Source organism: Roseobacter sp., from assembly GCF_045106495.1.
In the GTDB taxonomy this organism is placed as follows: Bacteria; Pseudomonadota; Alphaproteobacteria; order Rhodobacterales; family Rhodobacteraceae; genus Roseobacter.
In genome coordinates this window covers 16280-42025 of the sequence record NZ_JBGCEQ010000006.1, presented here as the reverse complement: position 1 = coordinate 42025, position 25746 = coordinate 16280, and the positions used below count along the sequence as shown (strand labels likewise).

Annotated in this window: 27 protein-coding genes; 9 read left to right on the top strand and 18 right to left on the bottom strand. The window is 56.6% G+C overall.

Annotated features, from left to right (window positions below):
• Positions 1 to 56: 56 nt before the first annotated feature.
• Together AB8B75_RS05705 and soxR are read right to left on the bottom strand one after the other, a co-directional pair.
• Positions 57 to 1706, bottom strand: coding sequence for a 4Fe-4S dicluster domain-containing protein (locus tag AB8B75_RS05705; RefSeq protein WP_405360541.1), 1650 nt, complete (start codon positions 1704 to 1706; stop codon positions 57 to 59).
• A 153-nt stretch (positions 1707 to 1859) separates the two neighbouring features.
• Positions 1860 to 2315: a redox-sensitive transcriptional activator SoxR gene (gene soxR, locus AB8B75_RS05700; protein WP_405360539.1), complete on the bottom strand. Its 456-nt coding sequence runs from the start codon at positions 2313 to 2315 to the stop codon at positions 1860 to 1862.
• A 76-nt stretch (positions 2316 to 2391) separates the two neighbouring features.
• On the opposite strand from soxR, the gene AB8B75_RS05695 reads away from it, so the two are divergent.
• The 3 genes from AB8B75_RS05695 (at position 2392) to AB8B75_RS05685 (ending at position 4420) form a co-directional block, all read left to right on the top strand.
• Positions 2392 to 2772, top strand: coding sequence for a VOC family protein (locus AB8B75_RS05695; RefSeq protein WP_405360537.1), 381 nt, complete (start codon positions 2392 to 2394; stop codon positions 2770 to 2772).
• 128 nt (positions 2773 to 2900) lie between these two features.
• Positions 2901 to 3371 (top strand): transcription elongation factor GreA, encoded by a 471-nt coding sequence (greA, locus tag AB8B75_RS05690; RefSeq protein WP_405360535.1) that lies wholly within the window; start codon positions 2901 to 2903, stop codon positions 3369 to 3371.
• A gap of 14 nt (positions 3372 to 3385) precedes the next feature.
• Positions 3386 to 4420 carry a hypothetical protein gene (locus AB8B75_RS05685; protein WP_405360534.1) on the top strand — a complete coding sequence of 345 codons (1035 nt, stop codon included), beginning with the start codon at positions 3386 to 3388 and terminating at the stop codon, positions 4418 to 4420.
• A gap of 1 nt (position 4421) precedes the next feature.
• On the opposite strand, the gene AB8B75_RS05680 is transcribed toward AB8B75_RS05685, so the two are convergent.
• From AB8B75_RS05680 to AB8B75_RS05660, 5 genes are all read right to left on the bottom strand, one after another.
• Positions 4422 to 4925, bottom strand: coding sequence for an aggregation factor core (locus tag AB8B75_RS05680; protein ID WP_405360533.1), 504 nt, complete (start codon positions 4923 to 4925; stop codon positions 4422 to 4424).
• A 70-nt stretch (positions 4926 to 4995) separates the two neighbouring features.
• Entirely contained in the window at positions 4996 to 7044 is a 2049-nt protein-coding gene (gene glp / locus AB8B75_RS05675; protein ID WP_405360724.1) for a gephyrin-like molybdotransferase Glp, read from the bottom strand.
• A 20-nt stretch (positions 7045 to 7064) separates the two neighbouring features.
• Positions 7065 to 7556, bottom strand: coding sequence for a molybdopterin-guanine dinucleotide biosynthesis protein B (mobB, locus tag AB8B75_RS05670; protein WP_405360531.1), 492 nt, complete (start codon positions 7554 to 7556; stop codon positions 7065 to 7067).
• On the bottom strand, positions 7553 to 8161 hold the full coding sequence (gene mobA, locus AB8B75_RS05665) for a molybdenum cofactor guanylyltransferase MobA (protein ID WP_405360529.1): 609 nt from the start codon (positions 8159 to 8161) through the stop codon (positions 7553 to 7555). The genes mobB and mobA overlap by 4 nt, the downstream gene beginning before the upstream one ends.
• The gene (locus AB8B75_RS05660; RefSeq protein ID WP_405360528.1) at positions 8158 to 9045 is read right to left on the bottom strand and encodes a formate dehydrogenase accessory sulfurtransferase FdhD; all 888 of its coding nucleotides are present in this window, start codon (positions 9043 to 9045) and stop codon (positions 8158 to 8160) included. The genes mobA and AB8B75_RS05660 overlap by 4 nt, the downstream gene beginning before the upstream one ends.
• 47 nt (positions 9046 to 9092) lie before the next feature.
• Here AB8B75_RS05660 and AB8B75_RS05655 point away from each other — a divergent pair, with 47 nt between their 5' ends.
• Positions 9093 to 9827, top strand: coding sequence for an AzlC family ABC transporter permease (locus tag AB8B75_RS05655; protein ID WP_405360527.1), 735 nt, complete (start codon positions 9093 to 9095; stop codon positions 9825 to 9827).
• The gene (locus AB8B75_RS05650; RefSeq protein ID WP_405360526.1) at positions 9820 to 10146 is read left to right on the top strand and encodes an AzlD domain-containing protein; all 327 of its coding nucleotides are present in this window, start codon (positions 9820 to 9822) and stop codon (positions 10144 to 10146) included. The genes AB8B75_RS05655 and AB8B75_RS05650 overlap by 8 nt, the downstream gene beginning before the upstream one ends.
• Before the next feature lie 8 nt (positions 10147 to 10154).
• Here AB8B75_RS05650 and AB8B75_RS05645 read toward each other — a convergent pair whose 3' ends face one another.
• From AB8B75_RS05645 to AB8B75_RS05625, 5 genes are all read right to left on the bottom strand, one after another.
• Positions 10155 to 10751, bottom strand: coding sequence for a hypothetical protein (locus AB8B75_RS05645; RefSeq protein WP_405360525.1), 597 nt, complete (start codon positions 10749 to 10751; stop codon positions 10155 to 10157).
• Positions 10752 to 10776: 25 nt separating this feature from the next.
• Complete coding sequence (locus AB8B75_RS05640; protein WP_405360524.1) at positions 10777 to 10911, bottom strand: aa3-type cytochrome c oxidase subunit IV; 135 nt, start codon at positions 10909 to 10911, stop codon at positions 10777 to 10779.
• 121 nt (positions 10912 to 11032) lie between these two features.
• Positions 11033 to 11494 (bottom strand): DUF6173 family protein, encoded by a 462-nt coding sequence (locus AB8B75_RS05635; protein WP_405360523.1) that lies wholly within the window; start codon positions 11492 to 11494, stop codon positions 11033 to 11035.
• Between the two features lie 3 nt (positions 11495 to 11497).
• On the bottom strand, positions 11498 to 12544 hold the full coding sequence (locus tag AB8B75_RS05630) for an MBL fold metallo-hydrolase (RefSeq protein WP_405360521.1): 1047 nt from the start codon (positions 12542 to 12544) through the stop codon (positions 11498 to 11500).
• Complete coding sequence (locus AB8B75_RS05625; RefSeq protein ID WP_405360519.1) at positions 12544 to 14259, bottom strand: acyl-CoA dehydrogenase; 1716 nt, start codon at positions 14257 to 14259, stop codon at positions 12544 to 12546. The genes AB8B75_RS05630 and AB8B75_RS05625 overlap by 1 nt, the downstream gene beginning before the upstream one ends.
• A gap of 126 nt (positions 14260 to 14385) precedes the next feature.
• Here AB8B75_RS05625 and AB8B75_RS05620 point away from each other — a divergent pair, with 126 nt between their 5' ends.
• Positions 14386 to 15345 carry an L-threonylcarbamoyladenylate synthase gene (locus AB8B75_RS05620; RefSeq protein WP_405360518.1) on the top strand — a complete coding sequence of 320 codons (960 nt, stop codon included), beginning with the start codon at positions 14386 to 14388 and terminating at the stop codon, positions 15343 to 15345.
• 29 nt (positions 15346 to 15374) lie between these two features.
• Here AB8B75_RS05620 and AB8B75_RS05615 read toward each other — a convergent pair whose 3' ends face one another.
• On the bottom strand, positions 15375 to 15959 hold the full coding sequence (locus AB8B75_RS05615) for a YqgE/AlgH family protein (protein WP_405360516.1): 585 nt from the start codon (positions 15957 to 15959) through the stop codon (positions 15375 to 15377).
• A 126-nt stretch (positions 15960 to 16085) separates the two neighbouring features.
• Between AB8B75_RS05615 and AB8B75_RS05610 the strand changes: the two genes are divergently transcribed.
• The gene (locus tag AB8B75_RS05610; RefSeq protein ID WP_405360515.1) at positions 16086 to 16883 is read left to right on the top strand and encodes a protein-disulfide reductase DsbD domain-containing protein; all 798 of its coding nucleotides are present in this window, start codon (positions 16086 to 16088) and stop codon (positions 16881 to 16883) included.
• Here the strand turns inward: AB8B75_RS05610 and AB8B75_RS05605 are convergent.
• From AB8B75_RS05605 to AB8B75_RS05585, 5 genes are all read right to left on the bottom strand, one after another.
• Complete coding sequence (locus AB8B75_RS05605) at positions 16880 to 20512, bottom strand: efflux RND transporter permease subunit (protein ID WP_405360513.1); 3633 nt, start codon at positions 20510 to 20512, stop codon at positions 16880 to 16882. The two genes, AB8B75_RS05610 and AB8B75_RS05605, sit on opposite strands and share 4 nt — an antisense overlap.
• A 6-nt stretch (positions 20513 to 20518) precedes the next feature.
• Complete coding sequence (locus AB8B75_RS05600) at positions 20519 to 21976, bottom strand: efflux RND transporter periplasmic adaptor subunit (RefSeq protein WP_405360512.1); 1458 nt, start codon at positions 21974 to 21976, stop codon at positions 20519 to 20521.
• Positions 21977 to 22068: 92 nt separating this feature from the next.
• Positions 22069 to 22611 (bottom strand): molybdenum cofactor biosynthesis protein B, encoded by a 543-nt coding sequence (gene moaB, locus AB8B75_RS05595; RefSeq protein WP_405360511.1) that lies wholly within the window; start codon positions 22609 to 22611, stop codon positions 22069 to 22071.
• A 1-nt stretch (position 22612) separates the two neighbouring features.
• Positions 22613 to 23224: a LysE family translocator gene (locus tag AB8B75_RS05590; RefSeq protein WP_405360510.1), complete on the bottom strand. Its 612-nt coding sequence runs from the start codon at positions 23222 to 23224 to the stop codon at positions 22613 to 22615.
• On the bottom strand, positions 23217 to 23996 hold the full coding sequence (locus AB8B75_RS05585; RefSeq protein ID WP_405360508.1) for a uracil-DNA glycosylase family protein: 780 nt from the start codon (positions 23994 to 23996) through the stop codon (positions 23217 to 23219). The genes AB8B75_RS05590 and AB8B75_RS05585 overlap by 8 nt, the downstream gene beginning before the upstream one ends.
• A 117-nt stretch (positions 23997 to 24113) precedes the next feature.
• On the opposite strand from AB8B75_RS05585, the gene AB8B75_RS05580 reads away from it, so the two are divergent.
• Both AB8B75_RS05580 and AB8B75_RS05575 read left to right on the top strand, forming a co-directional pair.
• Positions 24114 to 25061: an aspartate carbamoyltransferase catalytic subunit gene (locus AB8B75_RS05580; RefSeq protein ID WP_405360506.1), complete on the top strand. Its 948-nt coding sequence runs from the start codon at positions 24114 to 24116 to the stop codon at positions 25059 to 25061.
• Positions 25058 to 25603, top strand: coding sequence for a hypothetical protein (locus AB8B75_RS05575; RefSeq protein WP_405360504.1), 546 nt, complete (start codon positions 25058 to 25060; stop codon positions 25601 to 25603). Before AB8B75_RS05580 ends, AB8B75_RS05575 begins: the two co-directional genes overlap by 4 nt.
• Positions 25604 to 25746: the final 143 nt, after the last annotated feature.

Here is a 25746-nt window from a genome sequence, read left to right as displayed (position 1 = left end):
CCCCGTCCTTTTGCACGAGTGCCATGTCATTGCGCAAAGGTTGATCGATTTTCTGCCTACATATTCGGGTAGTTCGGCCCATCCCCACCCTGGGGCGTCGTCCACACAATATTTTGTGCCGGGTCTTTGATGTCACAGGTTTTGCAATGCACGCAGTTTTGAAAGTTGATGACAAAGCGGGTATCTTTGCCCTCTTCTTCGACAAATTCGTAAACGCCTGCCGGGCAATACCGTGCTGAGGGACCGGCAAATTTGGGCAGGTTGCTTTGAACCGGCACATTTGCATCTTTCAGCGTCAGATGTGCTGGCTGGCTTTCTTCATGGTTGGTAAAGGAGAACGCCACATTGGTCAGCCTGTCAAACGACAGTTTCCCATCTGGCTTTGGATAATCGATGGGTTGATGACCGGCGGCCTCTTCGGTTGCTTCAGCGTCGGTCTTGCTATGCGCCAATGTGCCCAAAAGCGAAAACCCGGCGGTGTTGGTCCACATGTCGATGCCGCCCATGACGAGGCTGGCCGTCAGTCCGTATTTGGACCAAAGCGGTTTCACGTTTCGAACTTTGCGCAGATCTTTCCCGATCAGACCGGTACGAACCTTGCTTTCGTAAGCAGCCAGTTCATCACTACTCCGGTCGTCCGCAATGGCTTCCATGGCCGCATCCGCCGCGGCAATCCCAGAGAGCATTGCGTTGTGGTTGCCCTTGATCCGCGGCACGTTGACCATGCCCACTGAGCACCCCAGCAGAGCCACGCCCGGTGCCACCATCTTGGGCATCGACTGATATCCACCTTCAGAAATGGCGCGCGCGCCGTAGGCGATGCGTTTTCCGCCTTCCAGCAATTTAGCAACCATCGGGTGGTGCTTGAAACGCTGGAATTCCATATAGGGAAAGAGATGCGGGTTCTTGTAGTTCAGGTGGACGACAAAACCCACGTAAACCTGATTTTTCTCAAGATGATAGATAAAAGACCCGCCACCGGCATTACCGCCCAAAGGCCAGCCCATCGTATGCGTGACGGAACCTTCTTTGTGTTTGGCAGGATCAATCTCCCAGATTTCCTTCATGCCCAGCCCGTACTTCTGGGGTTCATACCCGGCGGACAGATCGTATTTCGCAATGACCTGTTTTGACAGGCTGCCTCGCACACCTTCTGACAGGAAAACATATTTGCCGTGCAGTTCCATGCCTGGCTCATAGCCATCACCGTGACTGCCGTCCGGATTCTTGCCAAATTCGCCTGCAACAACGCCTTTAACCTCGCCCTTGTCTCCATAAACCAGTTCCGAACACGACATGCCGGGGAATATTTCAACGCCCAGCTCTTCGGCATATTCCGCCATCCAACGACAGACGTTGCCCATGGAAACGATATAGTTACCATGATTGTTCATCAGCGGTGGCATCGGTACATTGGGAATGCGCAGTTGGCCTGCTTCGCCCAACATGTAAAAATTATCTTCGACAACTGGCACGTTCAAAGGTGCGCCCTTGTCTTTCCAATCAGGGATCAGTGTATCCAGACCGACCGGATCCAAAACAGCGCCAGAAAGAATATGCGCACCGACTTCGGAGCCTTTTTCAAGCACCACGACATTGCAGTCCGTGTCCAGTTGCTTGAGTCGGATCGCGGCAGAAAGGCCCGCCGGTCCTGCGCCAACGATCACAACGTCGTATTCCATGGCTTCACGTTCAATTTCGGACATGTCCGGCTCCCATCATAATCTTGTGGTCACAGCCCACACTGCGCAATTATTGTTCGCGACTGGCTAAACCACGGTGTCGAGCAATGCAATCTCAACCGAACGTTCTAACTGTGAGAAAGCGCCGCAGTTCCGAATAAATCGGTCTGATTTGCATCAAACGTCAGGTTTGTCCCCCATCAGATAACGTGGACCCTGCCCGTTTTTCGCAGCTCGGTCTGTTGGATTGTAAAGCGCACAGTTTGGCAGACTCAGACAACCACAGCCAATACACCCATCCAAACTATCCCGCATTCGGGTCAGAGTATCTATCTTTTCGTCCAAACTGGCCCGAAAACCCGCGCTGATTTTTGCCCAATCCGCCTTTGTAGGCGTGCGCTGGCCTGGTAATCTGTCAAGCTCGGCCCGGATTTGCGGCAATGTAAATCCAAATTGCTGCGCGATCATGACAAAGCTCAGACGCCTTAGATCGGACCTTTGGAATCGACGCTGTCCACCCGCATTGCGCCAGGGTTTGATCAGCCCCTGCGCTTCGTAATATCGAATGGCTGATACAGCCAGACCGGTTCGACTTGCCAGAGCGCCAATGGAAAGCCCGTCATTGATCGCCATGAATAATTCCCTTGACCTAAAGTTAGGTTTAGAAATTACGGTACATAGGATCGAGAGCTACTGAAAGGAAAAACCAATGGCCGCGATGCTAGAACACGCAAATTATACCGTCTCCGACAGTGATGCGACCGCACGCTGGATGTGCGATCTCTTTGGCTGGCATATCCGCTGGAAAGGTCCATCCATCGATGGGGGGCAATCGATCCATGTTGGCAATGATACGCAATATCTGGCACTTTATACGCCCGGGAAATCCACCACCGAAAAGCCCAACAGCTACCTGACATGTGGTGGTCTCAACCATATCGCAGTTGTGGTTGATGACATTGATGCAATGGAGAAGACAATTTCAGAGGCCGGTTTCACCACAGGTAACCACGCCGATTACGAACCGGGACGGCGGTTTTACTTCCATGACCACGACAATATTGAATACGAAGTTGTCCAATACGACTAGGCCACCTGGCGCCAATATGGCACCGTGCCCCTTGCAATTCGCGTCGCCTTTAGGTCAGGTAGATGCGAACTCCAACCTGCGGCCCCCGGTCTACCCCGGCGGGCCGCATCATTTCATGGACGACACCGATGGACAAAATCCCCATGACCCGCAAAGGGCACGCCGCTCTGGAAGCGGAACTAAAGATTCTGAAGACCGTCGAACGGCCCGCGATTATTCAGGCCATTGCCGAGGCTCGCGAGCATGGAGACTTGTCCGAAAACGCCGAGTACCATTCAGCGCGGGAAAAGCACTCCTTCATCGAGGGACGGGTCAAAGAGTTGGAGGGCGTGTTGAGCCTTGCAGAGGTGATTGACCCCTCGAAGCTGTCGGGCACCATCAAATTCGGTGCTGTTGTCACACTGGTGGATGAGGACACGGATGAGGAGAAAACCTGGCAAATTGTGGGCGAGCACGAAGCCAGCGTCGAAAAAGGTCTGCTGAACATAAAATCGCCTATTGCGCGGGCGTTGATTGGCAAGGATGAAGGTGACAGCGTAGGGGTACGCACCCCGGGGGGTGAAAAGTCCTATGAGGTGCTTAAAATCGTCTATGCGTGACAGGACCGACAGACATGGCTGACACGACCGAACCAAACGAGCCCCCCGAGACGCGGACCCGCCCAACCCCGCTTGGCATCTACGATCGTCCGCAATCGGACGGGATCACAAGCATTGAGGTCGTCGCGCTTGCACTGTCAGGTATCTGGTTGCTCGGTGCGGTAATCTATTTCGTTTTTGTGCCGGGCACCGACGATGAAACCAGCAACAGCGCGCAATTCATGCTCACGATGCTGGCGATCTTCATGCCGGTTGCAATGATCTGGGTGGCGGCAACGGCGGCGCGTTCAAGCCGCGTGATGCGCGAAGAAAGCCAACGGTTGCAGGCCGCGATTGATGCAATCCGGCATTCCTATATTGCGCAGAGTCAAAGCGGTCCTTTGGGGCACGAACCTGCCAGTGTTGCGCGCAAACTAGATGAGATCGCAGCAGCAACCCGCAATACAGAAACGGTTCTGGCAACGTTTACGTCACGCAGGGACCAGGATCGCGAGGCCGGGCCGACCGTTGCGCAGAGCCCCCCTCAAGATGACCAACCTGCTTTGGCATTGGGGACACAAGCGGTCGATATGGCGCCCCCTTTGTCCAACGAAGATTTCATTCGCGCATTGAACTTTCCTGAAACCGCAGAAGATGAGGTCGGGTTCTCGTCCCTGCGGCGAGCCTTGAAAGACCGCTCTGCCGCCCAACTTATTCAGGCCGCGCAGGACGTGCTGACGCTTTTGAGCCAAGATGGCATTTACATGGACGATCTGCTGCCTGATCGTGCAAAACCAGAGGTCTGGCGACAATTTGGTCAAGGAGCACGCGGTCGGGCGATCGCAGGTTTGGGCGGCGTGCGTGACAGGTCTTCGCTGGCCCTCACTTCCGGTCGCATGAAACAAGACCCAATTTTTCGGGACGCGGCCCACCACTTTCTACGCAAGTTTGATCAAACATTTGCCGAGTTTGAGCCAAACGCGTCAGACGCGGATATATCTGCCCTCGCCCAGACCCGGACGGCCCGCGCTTTCATGTTGCTGGGCCGGGTAGCTGGCACTTTCAACTGATCTAGGTGCAGACCTTTGCGCGATTGGCATCATCAAATCGTGTTTCGAGGATCGTACCGTCGGAAAGGCTGAAGAACACGCGCGCACCTTCCATCTCACCACCTGTTACCCGGATCTGGCCCAGATCTGATTGTGTTTGGCGATCGTCGACGTCAATGGTGAAACCGGCACGTTGACCGGTAGACATGTCATTCAAGGCAACGCTCAACTGATCAGCACCATCAACGACCTCGATCGTTTGCATGTCACCTTGTGGCTCAAAAGGTTGAAAGACTTCAACACCATCGCCACCTGCTGCGGTATCAAAAACCAGACGCCCGGCCGATCCTTGCAAGTCAATACGCAGGCCCGTCACGAAAACGCCGGTGGCCGTATGAATGATTTCAAACCGATCTTTCGGAGCGCTTTCCACAAACTTCACAGTCAAGGACTGTATGCATTCCGATTGAGCAACTGACGCGCCAAAGCCGGCAAACAGGACCCCCAAAATTGTGTTTTTGATCATGGAATTCATAGCCTTTTTCTTTGTTACTTTGTAGAACTTAGCGCGCATCCTACGTAAGGAAAGCCAGGCCCTAGGTGAGGAAACTGCCGAAAGGAATGTATTTGACAAGGATACCGGGCGTTATGTCCGCAGCGTCCGGGGGGAGTTCTACAAACCCTTCCGCCCAAGCCAATCCACTGATCCGTCCGGATCCTTCTGATGCGAATACCTCCGCCTGACCATTGCGCATGCGCGCGCGCAGATATTCGGTGCGCCCGGCCTTCTTGCGCTTGGAAAATCCGGCTGGCACCTGATAGCCCTGCGGCTCCTTCCATGCTTGCCCCGCCAGACGCGCCATTGCCGGCGCGCCAAATATCATGGCACAGGTCATGGCGGCCACCGGATTGCCAGGCAACCCAAAGACGGGAGTGGCAGCCCACATTCCCAGCGCCAAGGGTCGCCCTGGCTTCACTGCGATACGCCAGAGGGTCATGGACCCGGTTTCAGTCAGCAAGGCAGAGACATGATCCTCGTCGCCCGCCGAGGCCCCACCACTGGTCAGGACCAGATCGGACTGTTTTGCAGCGGCATTCAGAACCTTGGAAAGCTGATCGCGGTTGTCAGCGACCCGCCCCATATCCACGGGCACATGACCAAACGCGCGGATCAGGTCGAGCAACATCGGCCGGTTGGCATCATAGATCTGACCCGGGGCTGCCTGATCACCTGCTTCGACAAGTTCCGCCCCTGTTGAAATGACCGCAACGCGCAAAGGCGCATGCACGTCAACCTCACGAATGCCAGTTGCGGCCAATAAGGCAGCCTCGGCCGGACCGACTCGGGTGCCTTTGGTCAAGACGATCTCGCCCTTCTCCACATCCTCTCCGGCGCGCCGCGTGTTGGCTGCCAGCTTGATGGGCCCGCGAAATGCGATTTCGCCGTCTTGGACACTGACGTCCTCCTGCAAGACCACCGTATTGATCCCGTCCGGTAACGCAGCACCTGTGAGAATACGTACGGCAAACCCCTCCGGCACCGCGCCCGGCGCATCTCCAGCGGCGGCGCGCCCCTCTACAAGCGGCATGCGGTGGATGCCTGCGTCCTTGCTGCCAGCAAACCCATATCCGTCCACCGCCGTATTGGGCAAAGGCGGGCTTGACCGCAACGCAACCACATCGCTGGCCAACGCATGGCCTGCAGCGGCACAGATCGGAACCGTTTTGATCGGTGTGACCGGTTGCAGGCGCGTTTTCAACATCGCCAGTGTTTCGGCGACGGGCGTCCAATGCACGCCCGGAGGCAAGGCAAAGCAATCGTTTGTCAGTTTTGGCGGTTGCGCCGCTGCATCCACCAGCACCGCTTCGTGGCCAAGGCCAAAAATCCACCCTTCCTCGCGGGCATCGACCTCCAGAAGCCGGTCCAAAACGTCAGGTTCCAAGTTGGACACCGACCGTGCCACTTCTTTCACCTGCCACGCGTCCTTGATCGCACCGTCCGGCCCAGCTCCAAGGGTCAACGACGGCCAGATCTCGACAAACGCAATGCTGTTCGTCAGGGGCTCAAACGGCCAAACTGATGCATCAAAACGCTTTTTCAGCCGCGACAGAACAGGCAGACCCATCAAAACCTGCGAGCCAACCGCGCCTGTACCACCGAGTTGCCAGCAAGAAAATGCGCCTTTTGCAAGGTCTTCAGCCGCGCGTTTTTCAGGGAAAGGATTGTTGTAGCTGTCTTTGCGACGCGGCAATCCGTCAATGTCGCGTTTCAGACCGTTGAACCAGAACGGACCCTCTCCGCCAAAGCGTCGATTTATGTCTGCTGCTACATCGAACCGGTTATTGGATTGGGGTGTGTCCTCGATGCGATCCGTCAACCAGCCCCAAACGGCAAATGCATCCTTGCGCCCAGTCAGTGCTTTGGCGAAACCGCATGGATACCCAAAAGGAAAGTCAAATCCAGCCAAAACGCGTCGTCCAGCGCGAGTCTCAGCGTCAAAGAAAGCCGCGAGCCAATCCTCTGCAACTCTACGATTGCGCAAGTAAACCGGCTCCTCTGCCCGTCCCATCCGCGCGACACAGGCCCAGATTGCGTCCTGTCGCGGCGACTTGCCGGTATCATTGCCGCCCGACCAATCAACCATCACAAAGGTATCAAAACCTGTCACAAACCGACCTCTGACAAGATGAACTGCGCAATGGATGCCGTATCATCCAGATCGAACACCGGCCTGTCCAACGTCATGGGTGCATTGCTCGCCACAGCGCGAATGGTCTCGTCCGTCGGGGCGATGAGCGGGTTCCCGGTCTCTGCGCGATGGGCTTCGATCTTGGCATGGGAATCGCGTTTATAGCCCTCAATCAGAACCAGATCGACGGGGCAGAGTTTTGCCAGAAGCGTTTCCAGGGTGGGCTCGTCTGCATCCCGCAACTCGTGCATCAAGGCAAATCGTTTGCGCGATGCCAGCAAGACTTCGGTCGCCCCAGCCACGCGATGCCGATGGCTGTCTTTGCCGGGCTGATCCACGTCGAAAACATGGTGCGCGTGTTTGACCGTGGATACAGAATAACCACGCCCACATATCTCTCGCACCAGCCTCTCCATCAAACCGGTTTTGCCCGCGTTCTTCCAGCCAACAATGCCGTAAACCCTCACAGCAAGGCCTCCGCCCGTGCAAGATCATCTGGCGTGTTCACATTGAAAAACGGATCGATTGTCGTGACCGGGAACAGCGCTTCGCGTCCCCCGTGCGCGTCGGTCCAGAGAACAACCTTGCGCAACCCGCCTTGTATTGCCGCGCGCAGATCTTCACGCAAGGCCACAGGCCACAAGCCAAACGTAGGATGGCGCACACGCCCTCGTTCACGGTTAGGCGTCGCGGATAGCACCAGAGGGTGCGTCATGCCCTCGCTGGCCAGCAAAAGCTGTGGCACTAGGTCGCCGGGAAAAAAAGGTGTGTCTGCCGCCGCCGTCACAATTGTGTCGGCGCCGCGTTCCGCCGCCCAATCTAGCCCGGCCAGAACACCCGCCAAGGGCCCCGCGAAACCCTCAATGCTATCCGGCAGCACCGGCAATCCAAAACGGTCAAATCGTGCGGGATCGCCATTTGCATTTAATGCCAGTTCCGCCACCTGGACTGACAGGCGGTCGATCACCCGCGACAAGAGGGTTTGCTGACCGATCTTCAACAGCCCCTTGTCACCGCCGCCCATGCGGGTGGCCTGTCCACCGGCCAGGATCACGCCCAAAGGTTGCTTCATTTTGCGCCCTTTCGAGCCGCGCGACGCGGCTCTTTTGGAATGGCCGCAGGGTCGGCATCGCGGATCAGCCGGTCTTCGCCTGCGAGACAAACGAAACGCTGTCCCTTCATCCGCCCGATCAAGGTCAACCCCACCTGTTGCGCAATTTCAACGCCCCAAGCGGTAAAACCGGAACGTGACGCCAGGACCGGTATGCCCATCATCGCCGTCTTGATCACCATCTCGGAGGTCAATCTCCCCGTGGTATAAAGGATCTTGTCCACCGCAAGGATATCTTCGGATAGCATCCACCCTGCGATCTTGTCGACCGCATTATGCCGTCCCACATCTTCCATATAAACCAATGGTTTATCTTCATGGCAGAGCACGGTTCCATGTATGGCACCGGCCTCAAGATAAAGCGATGGGGTACGGTTGATGCGAGCGCTCAGGGCATAAAGCCAGGATGTTTTGACCGGCGTCGCTGGCAGGCTTACCCCCTCCAAACCCGCCATCATATCGCCAAATACAGTGCCCACCGCGCAGCCGCTCGTGCGGGTCTTCTTGCGCATCTTTTCTTCAAAATCGGTTTGACGGGCCGTACGCACCACAACTGTTTCCAGCTCTTCGTCATAGTCCACGCCCTTGATGTCGTCGGAGGCGCTGAGCATGCCCTGATTGCGCAGAAATCCCAAGGCCAGGTAGTCCGGGTAGTCGCCAATCGTCATCGCCGTAACAATTTCCTGACTGTTCAGGAAAATCGTCAACGGGCGCTCTTCCACGACATTGGCGTTTACAGGATTGCCTTCATGATCCGTTCCTGCCACCGCGCGCGTTAGACGCGATGCACCCGGGTCAGGCGCGATCAGGTAATCGCTTGTGTCCTGCAGTTTGGCCAATTGCATCCCCCTTACGGCTACGCTACGACTTGGGCCAACTCTAGAAGCATCTTATGCCCTCCACCACACCGAAAACACGCATAAGGGCGCAAGCCTATTGGAAAGGTGCCGCCGACGGCGCGCCCTTTTTGCTGGTCGTAGCCCCCTTCGCCATATTGTTTGGCGTCTTGTCCACCGAGGCCGGGCTCAATGTGGTCGAAACACTCTTGTTTTCAGCCGTGGTCTTCGCCGGGGCAGCACAATTCACTGCCCTGCAATTGATGCAGGAAAACGCTCCAACGATTGTTGTGTTGGCTTCTGCCTTGGCGGTCAATTTGCGTGTGGCGATGTATTCCGCGGCACTGACCCCGTGGATCGGTGCGGCACCACTGTGGCAGCGCGCAATTGCGGCCTATTTCACCGTGGACCAGTCCTATGCCTGCTCGGTAATGCAGTTCGAAAAGGAACCGCACATGACCGTGCCCGAGCGCATGGCCTATTTCGCTGGCGTTTTGACCCCAATTGTCCCGACCTGGTACATCAGCACTCTTTTTGGCGCTCTGGTTGGGACACAGGTCCCCGAAACATGGGCGCTGGATTTTGCGCTCCCGATCACGTTTTTGGCCTTCGTCGGCCCGATGCTGCGCACACCAGCGCATGTTGCCGCGGCCCTTGTGGCCATCATCACCAGCCTTCTGACCGCCTGGGTCCCCTATTCACTGGGACTGATCATCGCCGGTACCTGCGGCATGATGGCTGGCGCTCAGGCAGAAGTCTTTTTAGAACGCAGGAGATTTCCTGATGCTTGATCCGGTAAAACTCTGGACAGTGATTATTGGTCTGGGTGTCGGCAGCTACGCCCTGAGGTTTACATTTTTGGGCATTGTCGGGGATCGCCCAATGCCAGCCTGGTTGCTGCGCCATTTGCGTTACACGGCGGTGGCCATATTACCCGCATTGGTCGCGCCACAAGTTGTATGGCCAGCCGCAACCGGGGGTGCAGCAGACCTGCCTAGAATGTCCGCTGCTTTCGTGACTCTGGCCGTTGGTTTGATCACCAAAAATGTATTGGCGGCGGTGTTTTCTGGGGCGGCGACACTGCTCGGCTTGTTGTACTTGGCCGCTTGACCCGATAGTCAGCTTTGCGCGGCGACAATGCCATCGCGCACATCGCCCGCATCGTTTTCATAGTAAGTGTCGGTCACGACATCCGGACGCTGATCCAGCTGTTTCATGAATCTGATTGGAAAAAATGTTGTCTCTACGTCCTCAAATCCCGGCACCTGGCTCAAAATCGAAGACGTGGACTGTGTGCAAAAGGCACCGGGAACAGCGCCATTGGCGCGCACTAATTGCAATGCGATTTCCGCTTGTTCGGGGGTAACAGTAAATTCCTGAGTGACAACGTGATACGTACTGCGCGCATGGGCGCTTTTGTAAGCTTGCACCCAGCCCGGCGTCATGCCGTAAAGAACGTCCCCGCGTTCCGCCACATCCGCATGAAAAAATGAGCCTGCAGGGTCAAAAATCACCCGCTGTGATCCCGACACCATAAGAGCGGAATGCCCGCCGCTGCCAGAATTGTTGTTCACCACGGTGAAAACAGTCAGCTTGGGTGGCCCATCCGCGGTATAGGATTTGGCAGCTATTTCTTCTGGCGTGGCCTCAAAAGGTGAGGATATTGCGCAGCCGGTCAACAGGGTCACAAGGACCAGCACAATCAAAGCGCGCATCACGCGACCCCCACCGACATCAATGTCACGTGATGAAAATTGCCATCCAGACAAACAAGACGATTATTCCGATCACAATCTTTGTGGTCCAGTTCATGAAGCCGTCAAAAGTCTTTTCTTGCGTGGTGATATCCATGTCACCGTGTTTGTGCTCTGCCATTGCCGCAGCCCTTTTTGTAATATTGCCACCAGCCCTAATGGATTCGGCAGCAGATGTCACCCATCACCGCAATTTCCCGCCAAAATTGAATGCGCTTGATGCTCATCCGGCTGCAGAGACTTTATTCACTTTTCTCAATGTCCTTCGCCAAACGAAACCCGATGCGCCTGGCCTCAATTTTGGCATCCGGTTTTGGCAGGGCCCGCAACATGACGTTCAACTGGCTAACATGCTGAATGAGTTGGGTTTTGCCGCCCGCGCTGTCTGTTCCGTAGAAGGTGATGATGTCCGGGTCAAAATAGCCCATGCCTTCGATACGCAAAACACCCACCTCCCCACCCGTAAACCCCATGGCAACTTCGTGAGAACTGTCGAGTTGCTCTTCGAAATTCTTGAGGTAGAGAACAATGCGTTCGTAGGCCCATTGCGCGGGGGATTTTTGCGCAACCGGTTTAGACTTCAAGGCATCCGGTACGCTTGGCCCGGCGCTTTCGGGGGTGTTGGGGTCACAATGGACCTCATAAACGCGCGGCAATACATCGGCTTCAATTGCCTCAGCTGCGGTTGCAATGTCCTCACCCATATTTCATCCTCCGCGTTGGTATACCCAAGCACCATCTTCGCGTCGCCGTCGTGTAGCAAGCCCTGCCTGGTAAAGATGGCTCACATGGGCAACGGCTTCCACCAGCGCCAAGCCGTACTCAGAGGGTCCAATACTTCGTTTGAATAGAGGGGTAAAACATTCCGCTGCCGATTTTGGCACATCGAGGAACTCCAGCAAACGGGACAGTGCGCCATGATGGTTGTCGATCAATTGCCGCATCCGCATCGGCAATCCTGTAAAGGGCAGTTTGTGGCCTCCCAGAACCAGATGGTCCGTGCGGGCCAGTATTGAAAGCCGTTCACAAGCCTCCAACCAGTCCGCTATCGGATCGGCCATGGGCTCTGTAGCATAAACACCAATGTTGGGGCTGATTGAGGGCAATATCTGATCTCCCGCCAGCACCAGATTGTCGTCACGGCTCCAGAAAGTCGCATGTTCCGGCGCATGGCCGTTGCCGATATGGATGTCCCAGGTACGTCCACCCATTTCGATCACGTCGCCCTGTTTGATCCGCTTGTAACCCAAAGGCATTGGCGCGACGACGTCCGAAAAGTTGAAGGGTCTTTCTTGTGTCCGCTGCGCGAAAATCTCAGCGTCCATACCGGCGCTACGGTAAAAAGCCCTGCTTTCCTGCGATGGCAACGGCTGGTCATCCAAGGTCAGCATACGCGCAAAGAGCCAAGCCGTTCGCGTGGTGATCAGCTCGGCATTATGGTTTGACTGCAACCAACCGGCCAAACCCATATGATCCGGGTGATGATGTGTGACAACAACGCGGCTGATAGGCTTGCCTTGCAGGGCCCCTGCCATAAGTTTTTGCCAGATCGATTTTGTTCTTTTGGAGGCAAATCCCGTATCGACCACTGTCCATGCGTCGCCATCATCCAGCGCGTAGACATTCACATGGTCCAGCTTCATCGGCAGTGGCAACCGCATCCACAGAACGCCTGGAGCCACCTCGGTGGCTTCACCTTCGGATGGTGCTTGCTCCCACGGATACCGCAGGCCTGCTGGAACTTGATCTTTCATCAGGCGGCCAATCCGTCAGCGCTCAGCGCATATAGATCTTCCGCACCTGCCCGTGCATGCGCCAGGAGACCAAGGTGCTCTGGCAATAGCCGTTTGATGTAAAAACGCGCCAGCGCTTCATGCGCGCCGCCTTTGTCTGCCAAGGCAGCCTTGAGGTGCATATATCCGCCCAAGACCCGCGCGAATGCCCGCAGATAGGGCACCGCACCAGCAAACCGCGTATTCAAGTCAGGTTCTGCGACCAACCACTCTGTCACCTCCCTGAGGCTTTCCGACGCCTGCCAGACGGGTTCAGCAAGGTCTGGCAGAACGGCGCGGGCAGCCTCTGCACAAGTTTCAATCTCGTCAAAAAGACGCGCGGCAGTATCTCCGCCATCCATCATTTTGCGTGCCACAAGGTCCATGGCCTGGATGCCGTTGGTGCCTTCATAAATGGCGGTCACGCGCACGTCACGACTGAATTGCGCGGCACCGGTTTCTTCAATGACTCCCATGCCTCCGTGTACTTGTACGCCCATCTCAGCAACTGCAATACCGGTGTCCGAACCAAATGCCTTGGCAATGGGTGTCAAAAACGCCGCACGGGCATCCCAGTCGGCATCCCTTGTGGCATGCGCCATATCAATCGCCATCGCGCAGCTCAGAGCAATGGCGCGGGCGGCAAAAACGTCCGCTTTCATGGTCATCAACATGCGCCGCACATCGGCGTGATCCACAATCGTGCCGGTACCACCTGCTCTCAATACCCGGCCTTGCTTGCGGTCAGTGGCATAGTCGCACGCGTGTTGAAATGCAGCTTCTGCAACGCCAATGCCCTGGCCACCAACACCAAGGCGTGCATTGTTCATCATGGTGAACATCGCGGCCATTCCCTCCTGTTCCTGACCAATCAAGACACCTGTTGCTGCGTCAAACTGCATCACTGCGGTCGGAGATCCATGCAGGCCAAGTTTATGTTCCAGACTGACCACTTTGAGGCTGTTTCCCGCGCCCAGGGTGCCGTCCGAGTTTGGAACAAACTTGGGTACCAGGAACAGACTGATGCCTTTTGTGCCCGCAGGCGCACCCGGCAGACGCGCCAGTACAAGATGGCACACGTTCTCAGCCACATCGTGATCGCCCCAGCTGATGTATATTTTCTGGCCCGTAATCGCAAATGTGCCATCGCCATTGTCTTCGGCTTTTGTCGACAAAGCACCCACATCAGAGCCTGCGTGCGGTTCGGTCAGGTTCATCGTGCCTGTCCAGTCGCCTGCCGTCAATTTAGGCAGGTAAAGCGCCTTTATGTCTTCGCTGGCATGATGTTGCAGTGCCTCGATCTGGCCCTGGCTCATCAAAGGGGCGAGTTGCAGCGATATACATGCGCCACTCATCATTTCGTTGACCGCAGACGTCAAGGTCATAGGCAAACCCATCCCGCCATGGGCGGGGTCCGCGGCCATCCCGACCCATCCGCCCTCGGCGATGGCTTTCCAAGCCTCAGCAAACCCAGGCGATGTGCGCACAACTCCGTTTTCCAGTCTTGCGGGGTTGAGGTCTCCAGCGCGTTGAAGCGGCGCCAGAACTTCATTTGAAAGCTTTCCCGCTTCTGCCAGAATCGCATCGGTAACATCATCCGTTGCCTCTGCAAAACGATCTGTTTCGCGCAGTTTTGCGTAATCCACCACATGTTTCAGTAAAAAGGAAAACCCATCTACGGGTGCATGATAGGGCATTGTGGTGTCTCCGATTGACCGCGCGTTGGTCTTGGCAAGCAAGATTTGGCCCTATATGGGTCCTTGCGTTTGAACATGTGCCGCATCGCCGCCTTGGGCAATAAAAACGCGGCGTCACGGAGCGTGATGAATAAGACCTCACCGCTGATCCTGCAACCCGACGCGGCTGGACTGGCACGCGCTGCTGCACTACTGGCAAAAGGCAGCCTCGTCGCCTTCCCAACTGAGACGGTGTATGGGCTTGGTGCCGATGCCCGCAATGGCGCAGCGGTTGCCGGTATCTTTGCCGCCAAGGACCGCCCCCATTTCAACCCCTTAATCGTCCACGTGCCGAGCATCTCTGCTGCGCGCCGATATGTGGTTTGGTCCGACACCGCCGATATTCTTGCCAGAGCTTTTTGGCCGGGCCCTCTGACCCTGGTTCTGCCTCTCGCGGAAGACCATGGACTATCGCCGCTGGTGACCGCTGGCCTTCCGACGGTGGCCTTGCGCGCGCCTGCTCAAGCTTCTGCCCAGGTCCTGCTGGAAACGTTTGGCGGCCCGGTGGCGGCCCCCTCGGCCAATCCCTCGGGCCGGATCAGCCCTACGACCGCCGATCATGTGGTTCAGGGCTTGGGTGGGCGCGTAACGGCGGTTGTGGATGACGGCGCGTGTTCTGTTGGGCTTGAGAGCACAATCGTTGGCCTCGTGCCAGAACCGACCCTGTTGCGCGCAGGCGGATTGCCTTTGGAGGCCATTGAGGCATCATTGGGCTTACGCCTATCCAATCTGCCGCGTCCAAGCTCCAACGAAACGGTGACCGCCCCAGGACAACTTGCGTCGCACTACGCCCCAAACGCAACGCTCAGAATGAACGCAACCTCAGCCGCGCCCGGGGAACTCTTGCTGGGTTTTGGACCGATGGCCTGTGATCTCAACCTGTCGGTATCAGGAGACCTGTACGAGGCTGCGGCCAATCTTTTTGACCACTTACATCGCCTGGATGATCTGAACCGCCCGATCGCTGTGGCACCGATCCCCATGCACGGTTTGGGCAATGCCATAAACGACCGACTTAATCGCGCTTCCGCACCACGCATGCCCTAGGTTGGGCCGCAGACCAACCAAAGAATTGTTCATGCGCGACCGGCCGTCGCAGACAATCCGAGCGGATCAATACCAATACTCTTGACCGCCTGAAACCATTTACGTTCCGGTGATGTCTCAAACACCAATTTGCTCGTCGCTTCGGTTGTCAGCCACCCGTTGCCTGCTATCTCGGCTTCCAACTGCCCAGGGCCCCACCCGGCATATCCAAGCGTCATCAAAGCCCGGGCAGGTCCCGCGTCGCGGGCAATCTCTTCCAGAATATCCAAGGTTGCGGTCATGCCGTAGCCGCCGGGCACCGCCAGCGTTTGCAAGCTTGATTGGTAGTCATTCGAATGCAGAACAAAACCCCGCCCCGTCTCAACAGGTCCGCCAAAAAACACCGGCATCTGTGCCGCCTTCGGCGTGGGTTCAATCTCCAGTTGGTCCAGCACATCGCTCATGCGGACATCAGCGCTTTGTTTGTTGACAATCAAGCCCATGGCACCCTTGTCCGAGTAGGCACAGAGCAAGATCACCGACTTCTCGAATCGGATATCGCCCATTGATGGCATCGCCACCAAAAGCGAGCCGGTCAAATCAAGCGTTTCTGACTCAGATATGCGAACCCCCATAGATATAGAATGACCTGAGCTTCCTATTGGTGCAAGAGGCATACAACAGCAGACGGCGAAACATGGCTAACCTGATCGTGACTTGGCATTTCAATCGTGCTCGACCATATCAAAATGATGAAAAAAATGTTTGCCACTGCTGTACTCGCCTGCTTTGCTGCGTTTCCGATTGCTGCTCAGGATCGATTTAACATGCCGGTTTCGGCAGAAATCTTACCCGGCTGGATACGAGATGATGGCTCCCGAATGACAGGCATCCGCTTATCGTTGGAACCGGGTTGGAAAACCTATTGGCGCGCGCCCGGTGACGCAGGCATCCCGCCGAGTTTCAATTGGTCCGGGTCACGTAATTTGCATTCGGTCGCCTTGACCTGGCCCACGCCCAAGGTTTTTGACCAAAATGGAATGCGATCAATCGGGTATGAGAACGAGTTGGTGATTCCGGTCGTGCTTGCTCCGTCCGAGGCGGGAAAGCCCATTTCGATCAAACTCGACATGGGCATTGGCATTTGTTCGGATATTTGCGTACCGCACACCCTCAATTTCGATACCACGCTGGAGGGCGGGGGCAGCAAACCAACCCCTGCGATTGCCGCGGCGTTGGCGCAACGGCCCTACACCGCAAAAGAAGCTGGTGTCACAGCAGCCTCCTGCTTGATTGAACCCACGCGTGATGGGCTTCGCATTGAGGCGCGTGTTTCAGCACCCTCTGCTGGGCAGGACGAAGTCATGGTGATTGAACCGGGCATTGCGGATGTCTGGGTCAGTGAGGCCGTTACCCAACGGTCCGGCAACCGCATAACCGCCGTATCCGAAATGATACATGTGGAAGGAGGCACAATTGGTGTTGATCGGTCTGCCATCCGTTTGACGGTTTTGGGCAAAGATCACGCGATTGACATCAGAGGCTGCGACGCTGGCTAGACCAGGGACCGACGTTGGCGCAGCATCATGGACAGCGCCGCAATCGCATAGGCGAAAAAAACAACAAGCCCAGCGCCAACGACAAACAAGAACAGCGCGGCAGGCATTGCGGGCCAAGTTTCCACCGCGGGCACAAGTGCGGCCATTTCCGGCGCGAGTGCTCCGTGCCAAATGGCAATACCCAAAGTGACCCAAGCCCAGACCAGAACAAGCACCCAAAGGCTCGCAAAAGCCAGTCGTATACCCAAAACCGGCGCCTTGAGACTCCGGCGCATGGCTGTCATCTGACGCGACACGTCATGCGACACGGCCACCAGAGCTGGCACAATCAGCATCACCAGAACCATACCGAAACCCAAACCATAGACCAGCGTGATCACCGTCGGCTTGAGAAACTGTGCCTGACGGCTGCTTTCATAGAGCAGCGGCGTCATACCCAAAACCGTGGTCATTGTGGTAAGCATGACAGGCCGCAATCTGTCTGCAGTGCCGTCAATGATGGAAGGGATCAGGCCGCGATCTTGCGCATATTCATCAATGGTCGTGATCAAAACGATGGAATCGTTGATGATGATGCCGGTCATGCCCAACAGGCCAACGACGGTGAACATGCTCAGGGGCACTTCCCAAACCACATGCCCGTAGATCGTTCCGATCAGACCAAAAGGTATGATCGCCATAATCAACACCGGGCGCGACCAACTGCCAAAGACCCAGGCCAACACCAGAAATATGCCCACAAGGCACAGGATCAGCCCGGTCGTCGCGTCATTCAGAAACTCTTGTTCCTGTTCCGCCAGCCCTGACAGTTCCCAGGAAACCTGACGCTCGCTGGCGATCCTCGGCAGAATGTCCTCAGTTAAGGCTCGCTGTATCTCCGCTGCGCGTTCGGGATCGTCTTCGGTAATGTCTCCACTGACCGAAACAACCCGGACGCCATTTTGACGTTTGACGGTTCGAAACCCATCGCGGTTCTGCACATTCACGATATCGGCCAGGGGTACATATATTCCGTCGGGCGTGCGCATCTGTGTGCGCTCAAGAAAATCGGACGTCAGTTCGTTTTCCGGCAATTCGACCTGAATTGTAGCGCTGCGGCTGCCGTCGGGATATTTTGCGGCTTCGATCCCGCCCAAGCGGTTGCTGAGCACGCGACCCAAAGCATCGATCTTGAACCCCAGCGCCTGACCTTTGGCCGTAAGGTTGAGGATCAGTTCTTCTTTACCATAGGCAAGGTTGTCCTGCACCGCGAGCACTTCGGGGTATTCCAAAAGAGCGTCCTGCAAATCGAGGCTGGCTCGTTTTAGGATTTTGGTATCGCCGCCGGAAAAGCGTACGCTCAACGCATCTCCACCCTGACCGGACCGCCAGCCGCGAAAGGAAACGGTCTCCACAAGTGGATGATTTACAACCCGGTCCCGCAAGTCAGCTGTAAAGGCGAAACTGGAATAGGGTCGAAGGTCGGCATCGATCAGTTCTATCGAAATGCCTCCCAACAAATCCCTGGCTTTTGCTTCGGTCCCGTCCAACCCCCGGCCGGTATTGCCACCAACTTCCGACAAAACGAATTCAACCGGATTGACACCATAGGTTTTTTCGTATTCTAGGCCGAGTTCCGCTGTCGCGCGTTGCAACTCCCGCATCATCGCGATGGAATCTTCCCGCGTTGCCCCTTCGGTCATTGCGAAATTTCCAGAAACCGAACCACGCTCAGGCGCATTGAAAAACCGCCATTGCACGTCGCCTCTGATGAAAACCGCAACCTGACTGGCGAGCAAAACGACTAGCCCGGCCAACACCACATACCGTGCTGCAATCACCCCGGCCATAAAGGGACGAAAAAGGGTATCCCGGACCCAGTTAAACCCGTAGTTGACCAGCGTCGAAGGCCAATCGATGCCGCGCATGCCCATCCACTCCATCGCAAAAACCTTGCGGTGCCGTGGCATCACAAGAAACAGCGCGGCAATCCCGCCGATGGCCAGAACTCCGGTTGTCACGTCACTGGCATAAGGCAGATCTGAGATCATGGCATCCGGCGGTGCGAGCCAGAGCCTGCGAAGAAATGCCGCCATTCCGCCGACCACAACGACAACCACGGCAAGAGCTGCAGCCAGTTTTCCTTTGGAAAAACCAGTCTCCTTGGCGCGGGCGATAGAATGCGCCATGTGGTTTGGCAAGATCAGGAAACACTCAACCAAAGAGGCAATCAGAACGGCGATCACCGTCAGGGGTATGTCCTTGATGAGTGTACCAAATCGTCCACCGACAGTCAGGAGACCAAAAAACGCAATAATAGTCGTCAGAGTTGCTGCAAAAACAGGAACCGACATGCGGCGCGCTGCAGATTCAGCCGCCACGAACGGGTCCTCTTTCAGGTGACGCGCCCTGTAATCGGCGTGCTCGCCCACCACAATGGCGTCATCGACCACGATCCCAAGCGTGATGATCAAGCCAAAGAGCGAGACCATGTTCAAGGTGATCCCGCCCGCATACATGAGCGCAATTGCGGCCAACATCGCCGCCGGAATACCTGCAGCCACCCAAAAGGCAGTGCGCGCATTGAGGAACAGAAACAAAAGCCCCAAAACCAATCCCAGCCCGATCAAACCATTGTCGACAAGAAGATCAAGGCGGCTGGAAATTGAGGCGGACCGCGTGCGGATCAATTCCAGTGTGGAGCCTGCGGGCAGAGTTGCCTGCAAATCCGCTGCAATCTCTTCAACTGTAGCCTGAATCTCAATTGCATCGCCTTCGGCTGACCGGTCCACGCGCACAGAAATGGCCGGATTTTCACCTACAAAATAGGCGCGGTTCCGGTCTCCGCTTTCCTTGGTGATCGTTGCCACATCACCGATTGTCAGCTTCGAGCCATCCGGATTTGACCGCAACACGATCCCTGCAATCTCGTCCGGCTCTCTTTTCTCGGACCCGGTGCGCACCCGTGTGTTCGCGCCTGTTACGCTGCCCGCAGGCGTGACATCCACTTCAGCAGCAATCGCTTCGGCAATCTCGGACATGGTCACATCGTAGGAAATGAGTTGCAGCGTAGGCACTTCGACGGTTATGCGCGGGGCCGCGACGCCGCGGATGCTTGCGCGCGTAATCCCTGCCGCGAAAAGGCGGTTCACGAATTCATCAGCAAAATTCCCAAGCTGTTGGGGTCCAACCGGTCCAGTGATCACAACATCCGTCACGCGGTCGCGCCAGACAGCGCGCCGCACTTCCGGCTCATCTGCACCATCAGGCAGATCCGTCACCCCCGCCACCGCGTCCTGAACCTCGCCCGTCGCGCGCGTCATGTCCCAATTGGGCTCAAAGTGCAAAGTAATCTTGGCGCGTCCTTGCTCGGCGGACGACTCAGTGCTCTCGACACCTTCGACCACACGCAAAGCGGGCTCCAGCACCTGGATCACGGCGCGGTCCACATCATCCGCACCAGCATGCTCCCAGGTTGTGTTGACCGTGACCCGATCGAGGATCGTATCGGGGAAAAACTGCGTGCGCATATTTGGCAAAGCAGCAAATCCTGCAATCACCATGACCACAAGAACGAGGTTCGCAACGGTGCGATGGCGCGCGAAATAAGAAAGGACACCGCCAGCCGTATCAGAGACGCGCCGCGTCATAAAACCCTAACCTCCCATGCGACTTTCAATGCGTGCCACCACAGCCGCGGCCACTTCAGGCTCTGCCAATTGCGCCAGAACGCGTGCCTTTGCGTCTTGCGGCATCGCCCGGTTGTTCTCAACAAAGGCGACCAACCGCGCACGACGCTCTTCAGAAAGCGCCAGCATATCCCGCGAAACAACCGTTTTTTCGCTCTCCCGGCGCATGGGTCGTACCGTGATCCCCGGCCCCAACAGCGGCGTCTGCGCGCGGATCACATCGCGCCCGATCAATTCATCGCTTCGTACCAGCACATCGTCACCTTGACGCCGGAGTAGCGTTACAGAAAGGGCTTGCAACCTGTCATCGCTTCCCAAAACCAATACTTCGCCACGCGCATTGAGCGCAGAGGCGGGCAATCGAACGACGTTTTCAAGCGGTGGCTCGGTGACGCTGAGCGAAACAAAATCGCCGGGTCGAAACCCGGGTGCATCAGTCAAACGCGCAAATACCAGCCGGCCTGTCTGGGTTTCGGCCGTGGCTGCGCCGACGCGGCTCAATACACCCGTTGCTTGCAGATCAACGCCCGTTACATCGAGTGTTGCGGTCACCGGTGCTGCAATCAGGTCACCTTGCGCATCCAACAAACGCGCGTATTGCGCAGTTGACATCCTGAAAGCCACTTCGAGGTCTTCCGGGTCAATCAGATCCGCCAAACGTTCGTTCGCCGAAACCAAACGCCCCGCCACCACAGCCGTTTTACTGAGTGTGCCATCAAACGGGGCACGCACGGTGGTATCGTTCAGATCCCGCTTGGCCTCCTCCAAAGCGATACGTGCACGGACCAAACGAGTGGCCGCCTGGTCGATGCGCGCTTCGGCTTGCGTTACAACCTGCCGGCGTGCCAGAACGGTCGCCCGTGCCGCAGCTTCCGCAAGCTCGGCTGTTTCGATCGAAGCCGATGTCCCGACACCCCGGGCGGCCAAATCCACTTGGCGTCGATAGGCTTTCTGACGCAAAGTCACCTGATCTTCGGCGGCGGCTTCTTCATCCCGCGCCAAATCCAGTGTACGCGCCGCGTCGCTGACCTCGGCCTGTGCATCCGCCAAATCTGCCTTGGCACGATCCAGCGCCGCTTGCATATCTGCAGGGTCAATCCGCACCAACACATCTCCGCCGCGCACGCGCCCTCCATCCTCAAAGGCATCCGAAAGCTCGACGATGCGCCCTGCGATGGCTGCACGTAACTCCAGAGTGCGACGGGAGTTTATCTCGCCAAAAGTTTCAAGCTGAGGGTTCACCGTCTGAGCTTCGGCGCGGATCAGGTCAACTGCGAAAACCCGTTCCCGCGATCCCGCAGCAGCTGGTTCTTCCGCCAGTCGATCCTGAATAGCGCTGCCCACCAGTTGGCCCGCATAGGCCAAAAGACCCAGCGTCACCGCCGACAGAAAAAACCCAATCATGCTTTGGCGTAAAAACCGCATTTCGCCGAAATCCTAATGGTTTACTGCACCGTATTATAACTTAGTTGGTAATCTGTGCATACCAACCTGCAATCGTTATACGCACTGAAACGTTATTTGCGTCGCTGATGTTCGGCCAGACGTGGTAAAATTTCTACGAAATTGCAGGGGCGATGCCGAAAATCCAGCTGTTTTGAGAGAATTTCGTCCCAGGCATCTTTGCAGGCGCCAGGGCTGCCAGGCAGGGCGAAAAGATACGTACCCTTGGCGACACCGCCAGTCGCGCGGCTTTGAACCGCACTTGTACCGATTTTCTGCATCGAAACGATCGTGAAAACGGTGCCAAAAGCATCGATTTCCTTTTCATAAACATCTCTGTGCGCTTCAACGGTAACATCACGTCCAGTCAGCCCAGTGCCCCCGGTAGAAATGACGACGTCGATGCCACTGTCTTTGCACCATGCCCGCAGCTGAGTTGAGATCTCAGCACGTTCGTCTGGCAGGATGCGCCGATCCGCCAATACGTGGCCCGCGTCCAGCAGACGCTGGACCAGCGTGTCGCCCGAGCGGTCTTCTGACAAGCCACGGCTGTCGGATACGGTCAAAACAGCGATACGCACCGGAATGAAGTCTTTGGATTCATCAATTCGGCTCACTTCAAGACCTCTCCAAAACGGCAAGTCGCAGGGCGAGGGTTGTAAATACGCCCGCCGTAATCCAATCCAAGACCCGGCTGCCCTGCGCCAACCGCTGACCCATTGAGCCCGCGAAAACGCCGACCAACCCGTTGATCAAGAAACCACCCAAACCCAACACGCCACCAAACACGGCGAATTGCATCAGCACAGGTCCGGCATCAGGGCGGATGAATTGTGGCACAAAAGCAAGCACAAAGAGAATGACCTTTGGGTTTGTCAGGTTGACGAACAATCCCTGCCGGAAGGCCTGCCCATCCGGCAGGGCCCGTGCCTCTGGGGTCTCGGCCGCGCGACGCAGCGCATTCACGGCCAGCCACAAGAGGTAGCCCACACCCATCCATCGGATCAAATCAAAAGCCAGCGGCATCGAGGCAAGCACCGCGCTCAGCCCGGCGCCTGCCAAAAGAACATGGATCATACCACCGGTGGCAATCCCCGCGCTGGCCAACCACGCGGCCTTTGGACCGGACCGCAGCCCCTGCCCCAGGCAAAACATCATATCCGCCCCCGGGGTGAGGTTGAGCGCAAGCGCTGCAGGCACAAAAGCAATAAGAACAATAGGATCAACCACCGGTGATACGCGCCTTCAAACTTAGCAAATCTGCCCAGGCCTCGCGTTTGGCGGCAGGTTGGCGCAACAGGTAAGCCGGGTGAAACATCGGCAGGGCTGGCAGACCAAAAGCTTCTGCCCAATTCCCACGCAGCCGGGTGATACCGCGTTTGCCCAAACAGGCCTGTGCACTGATATTTCCCATGATCACAAGCATTTGCGGTTGTGCGAGAGCAATGTGGCGTTCCAGAAAGGGGCGCATCATCGCAATTTCTTCAGGGTGCGGATCGCGGTTTTGCGGCGGCCGCCAGGGCAGCACATTAGTGATGTAGACCGGCGATGTAGCATGGTCTCGGCCCATATCGATGGCCGACAACATCTTGTCGAGCAACTGCCCTGCGCGCCCGACAAAAGGGCGCCCTTCACGGTCTTCGTCACGCCTGGGCGCCTCGCCAATTATCATGACCGACGCACCCGGCACACCATCGGAAAACACCAGATTGTGCGCACCACGTTTCAATTCGCAGTGTTCATAACTAGCCAGTGCCGTATTCAGCGCATCAAGTGTAGGCGCCGCCTGGGCGATACGCTTAGCCTCCGCAACAGGATCGATTTCGGGTGCTGCAGGCACGGGGCCGGACTCCACAAGCGCGGCGGATTTGACATCACGTTTTACCAAACGGTCGGGCAGATCATAGCAGTTGACCGGCGCGTCGCAGATCGCCTCGGTCGCGCCAAGTTCGATCTGCCAATCCAAAAGCGCCAAAGCGGAGTGAAATTCTGCTGATTCCATGGCGCCACACTACGCTGACCTTTCGGTGAATTGAACTGCGGTTTAAACCTGCAACCCTTGCTTGCCCGCAAGGCACCCGCTTCCTATAAGGTGACAAATCAAGATAGGTTGCCGCTGATGACGTTTCCGCACCGCCACTTGCTGGGTATCGAGGCCCTGCGTCCCGATGAGATTACCACACTGCTTGATTTGGCGGACACCTACGCCGCGCTGAACCGGCAACCTGAAAAGCATTCCGATGCACTGACCGGTCTGACGCAGATCAATATGTTCTTTGAAAACTCGACCCGCACCCAAGCGAGTTTCGAAATCGCGGGCAAGCGCCTTGGCGCAGATGTGATGAACATGGCGATGCAGGCCAGTTCGGTTAAAAAGGGCGAGACTCTGGTGGATACGGCGCTGACCCTAAACGCCATGCATCCAGATCTGCTGGTGGTGCGCCACCCACATTCCGGGGCGGTTGATCTGCTGGCGCAAAAGGTGAACTGTGCCGTTCTCAACGCCGGTGATGGTCGCCATGAACATCCCACGCAAGCGTTGCTGGATGCACTCACAATCCGCCGCGCCAAAGGCCGTCTGCACCGCCTGTCAATCGCCATTTGCGGCGACATCGCTCACTCCCGGGTCGCGCGGTCCAACATCATGTTGCTGGGCAAAATGGAGAACCGCCTGCGTCTGATTGGCCCACCCACTCTGATGCCCTCAGGCATCAATGAATTTGGTGTAGAAGTCTTTGATAACATGCAAGACGGGCTTAAAGACGTGGATGTGGTGATGATGCTACGCTTGCAAAAAGAACGCATGGATGGTGGTTTTATCCCCAGCGAGCGCGAGTATTATCACCGATATGGCCTTGATGCCGAAAAACTATCCCACGCCAAACCAGATGCCATCGTGATGCATCCCGGACCGATGAACAGAGGTGTCGAGATTGATGGTACGCTGGCTGATGATATCAATCGCAGCGTTATTCAGGATCAGGTGGAAATGGGCGTTGCCGTACGCATGGCGGCCATGGATCTGCTCGCACGTAACTTGCAATTGACACGGGCGGAGCCTGCATGACCGCGCGGTTGACCATCCCGGCACACGAAGGCGGCACGATCCGCGTTTTTGCAATCAACAAACCCGCTGCTGAAATTTCCGATGCTCTGAAAACCCTGCCTAAGGCAGATTTAGCGCGCCAACTTCTTGATAACCCGCATCTCGACACGGCAAGCGCGGAAATTTTTCCAGTCTCCGATTTGACTGGCGTGGGATTAGCAACCTATCTGAGTGAAGGCTACGCGGTAGAAGACACCCAGATTGACGCGGATCGCAATAAACTGGACGCGCTGGATGCCTATGTTCTCTTGCTGTTTTCCGATGGTTCGGCAGGGGCCGACGTGATCCTCACACCTACGGTCGATCTGACCTTGATAGGCACATACATAGAATACCAGCCACCGGCGGGTACCGGTGCCATCGCAGCGGATAGCGCGAAACCCTACACCGGCACGACACAGAACAAGGTCATATCGCCCCGGCGTGGCCGCGCCGGAAGCGTCGTTGTTGTCTTGGGCGCCCTGTTGATCTTGGGATTGGCATTGTGGGGACTGAGCAGATGAGTTGCAGAGGAATGTCAGGATGAACGATCCCAAAGACCCCAAAATGTCTGGCCGCATCGCGATGATAGCCCTGCTGGTGGCCTTTGGCGTGGTAGGCCTGATGTTTTGGGTGGGCACATGAGGGCAAACCGAACTGACATACA

Bases quoted from the DNA above. Each gene is read 5' to 3' on its own strand.
- AB8B75_RS05630 (WP_405360521.1), bottom strand. From the start codon at position 12,544: ATGAAAGATCAAGTTCCAGCAGGCCTGCGGTATCCGTGGGAGCAAGCA.
- soxR (WP_405360539.1), bottom strand. From the start codon at position 2,315: ATGGCGATCAATGACGGGCTTTCCATTGGCGCTCTGGCAAGTCGAACC.
- AB8B75_RS05575 (WP_405360504.1), top strand. From the start codon at position 25,058: ATGACCGCGCGGTTGACCATCCCGGCACACGAAGGCGGCACGATCCGC.
- AB8B75_RS05705 (WP_405360541.1), bottom strand. From the start codon at position 1,706: ATGTCCGAAATTGAACGTGAAGCCATGGAATACGACGTTGTGATCGTT.
- AB8B75_RS05585 (WP_405360508.1), bottom strand. From the start codon at position 23,996: ATGGAATCAGCAGAATTTCACTCCGCTTTGGCGCTTTTGGATTGGCAG.
- AB8B75_RS05620 (WP_405360518.1), top strand. From the start codon at position 14,386: ATGAATAAGACCTCACCGCTGATCCTGCAACCCGACGCGGCTGGACTG.
- AB8B75_RS05625 (WP_405360519.1), bottom strand. From the start codon at position 14,259: ATGCCCTATCATGCACCCGTAGATGGGTTTTCCTTTTTACTGAAACAT.
- AB8B75_RS05605 (WP_405360513.1), bottom strand. From the start codon at position 20,512: ATGACGCGGCGCGTCTCTGATACGGCTGGCGGTGTCCTTTCTTATTTC.
- AB8B75_RS05655 (WP_405360527.1), top strand. From the start codon at position 9,093: ATGCCCTCCACCACACCGAAAACACGCATAAGGGCGCAAGCCTATTGG.
- AB8B75_RS05695 (WP_405360537.1), top strand. From the start codon at position 2,392: ATGGCCGCGATGCTAGAACACGCAAATTATACCGTCTCCGACAGTGAT.
- glp (WP_405360724.1), bottom strand. From the start codon at position 7,044: ATGGTTGATTGGTCGGGCGGCAATGATACCGGCAAGTCGCCGCGACAG.
- AB8B75_RS05680 (WP_405360533.1), bottom strand. From the start codon at position 4,925: ATGATCAAAAACACAATTTTGGGGGTCCTGTTTGCCGGCTTTGGCGCG.
- AB8B75_RS05610 (WP_405360515.1), top strand. From the start codon at position 16,086: ATGTTTGCCACTGCTGTACTCGCCTGCTTTGCTGCGTTTCCGATTGCT.
- AB8B75_RS05580 (WP_405360506.1), top strand. From the start codon at position 24,114: ATGACGTTTCCGCACCGCCACTTGCTGGGTATCGAGGCCCTGCGTCCC.
- AB8B75_RS05645 (WP_405360525.1), bottom strand. From the start codon at position 10,751: ATGCGCGCTTTGATTGTGCTGGTCCTTGTGACCCTGTTGACCGGCTGC.
- mobA (WP_405360529.1), bottom strand. From the start codon at position 8,161: ATGAAGCAACCTTTGGGCGTGATCCTGGCCGGTGGACAGGCCACCCGC.
- AB8B75_RS05685 (WP_405360534.1), top strand. From the start codon at position 3,386: ATGGCTGACACGACCGAACCAAACGAGCCCCCCGAGACGCGGACCCGC.
- AB8B75_RS05600 (WP_405360512.1), bottom strand. From the start codon at position 21,976: ATGCGGTTTTTACGCCAAAGCATGATTGGGTTTTTTCTGTCGGCGGTG.
- AB8B75_RS05660 (WP_405360528.1), bottom strand. From the start codon at position 9,045: ATGCAATTGGCCAAACTGCAGGACACAAGCGATTACCTGATCGCGCCT.
- AB8B75_RS05650 (WP_405360526.1), top strand. From the start codon at position 9,820: ATGCTTGATCCGGTAAAACTCTGGACAGTGATTATTGGTCTGGGTGTC.
- AB8B75_RS05635 (WP_405360523.1), bottom strand. From the start codon at position 11,494: ATGGGTGAGGACATTGCAACCGCAGCTGAGGCAATTGAAGCCGATGTA.
- AB8B75_RS05640 (WP_405360524.1), bottom strand. From the start codon at position 10,911: ATGGCAGAGCACAAACACGGTGACATGGATATCACCACGCAAGAAAAG.
- greA (WP_405360535.1), top strand. From the start codon at position 2,901: ATGGACAAAATCCCCATGACCCGCAAAGGGCACGCCGCTCTGGAAGCG.
- AB8B75_RS05615 (WP_405360516.1), bottom strand. From the start codon at position 15,959: ATGGGGGTTCGCATATCTGAGTCAGAAACGCTTGATTTGACCGGCTCG.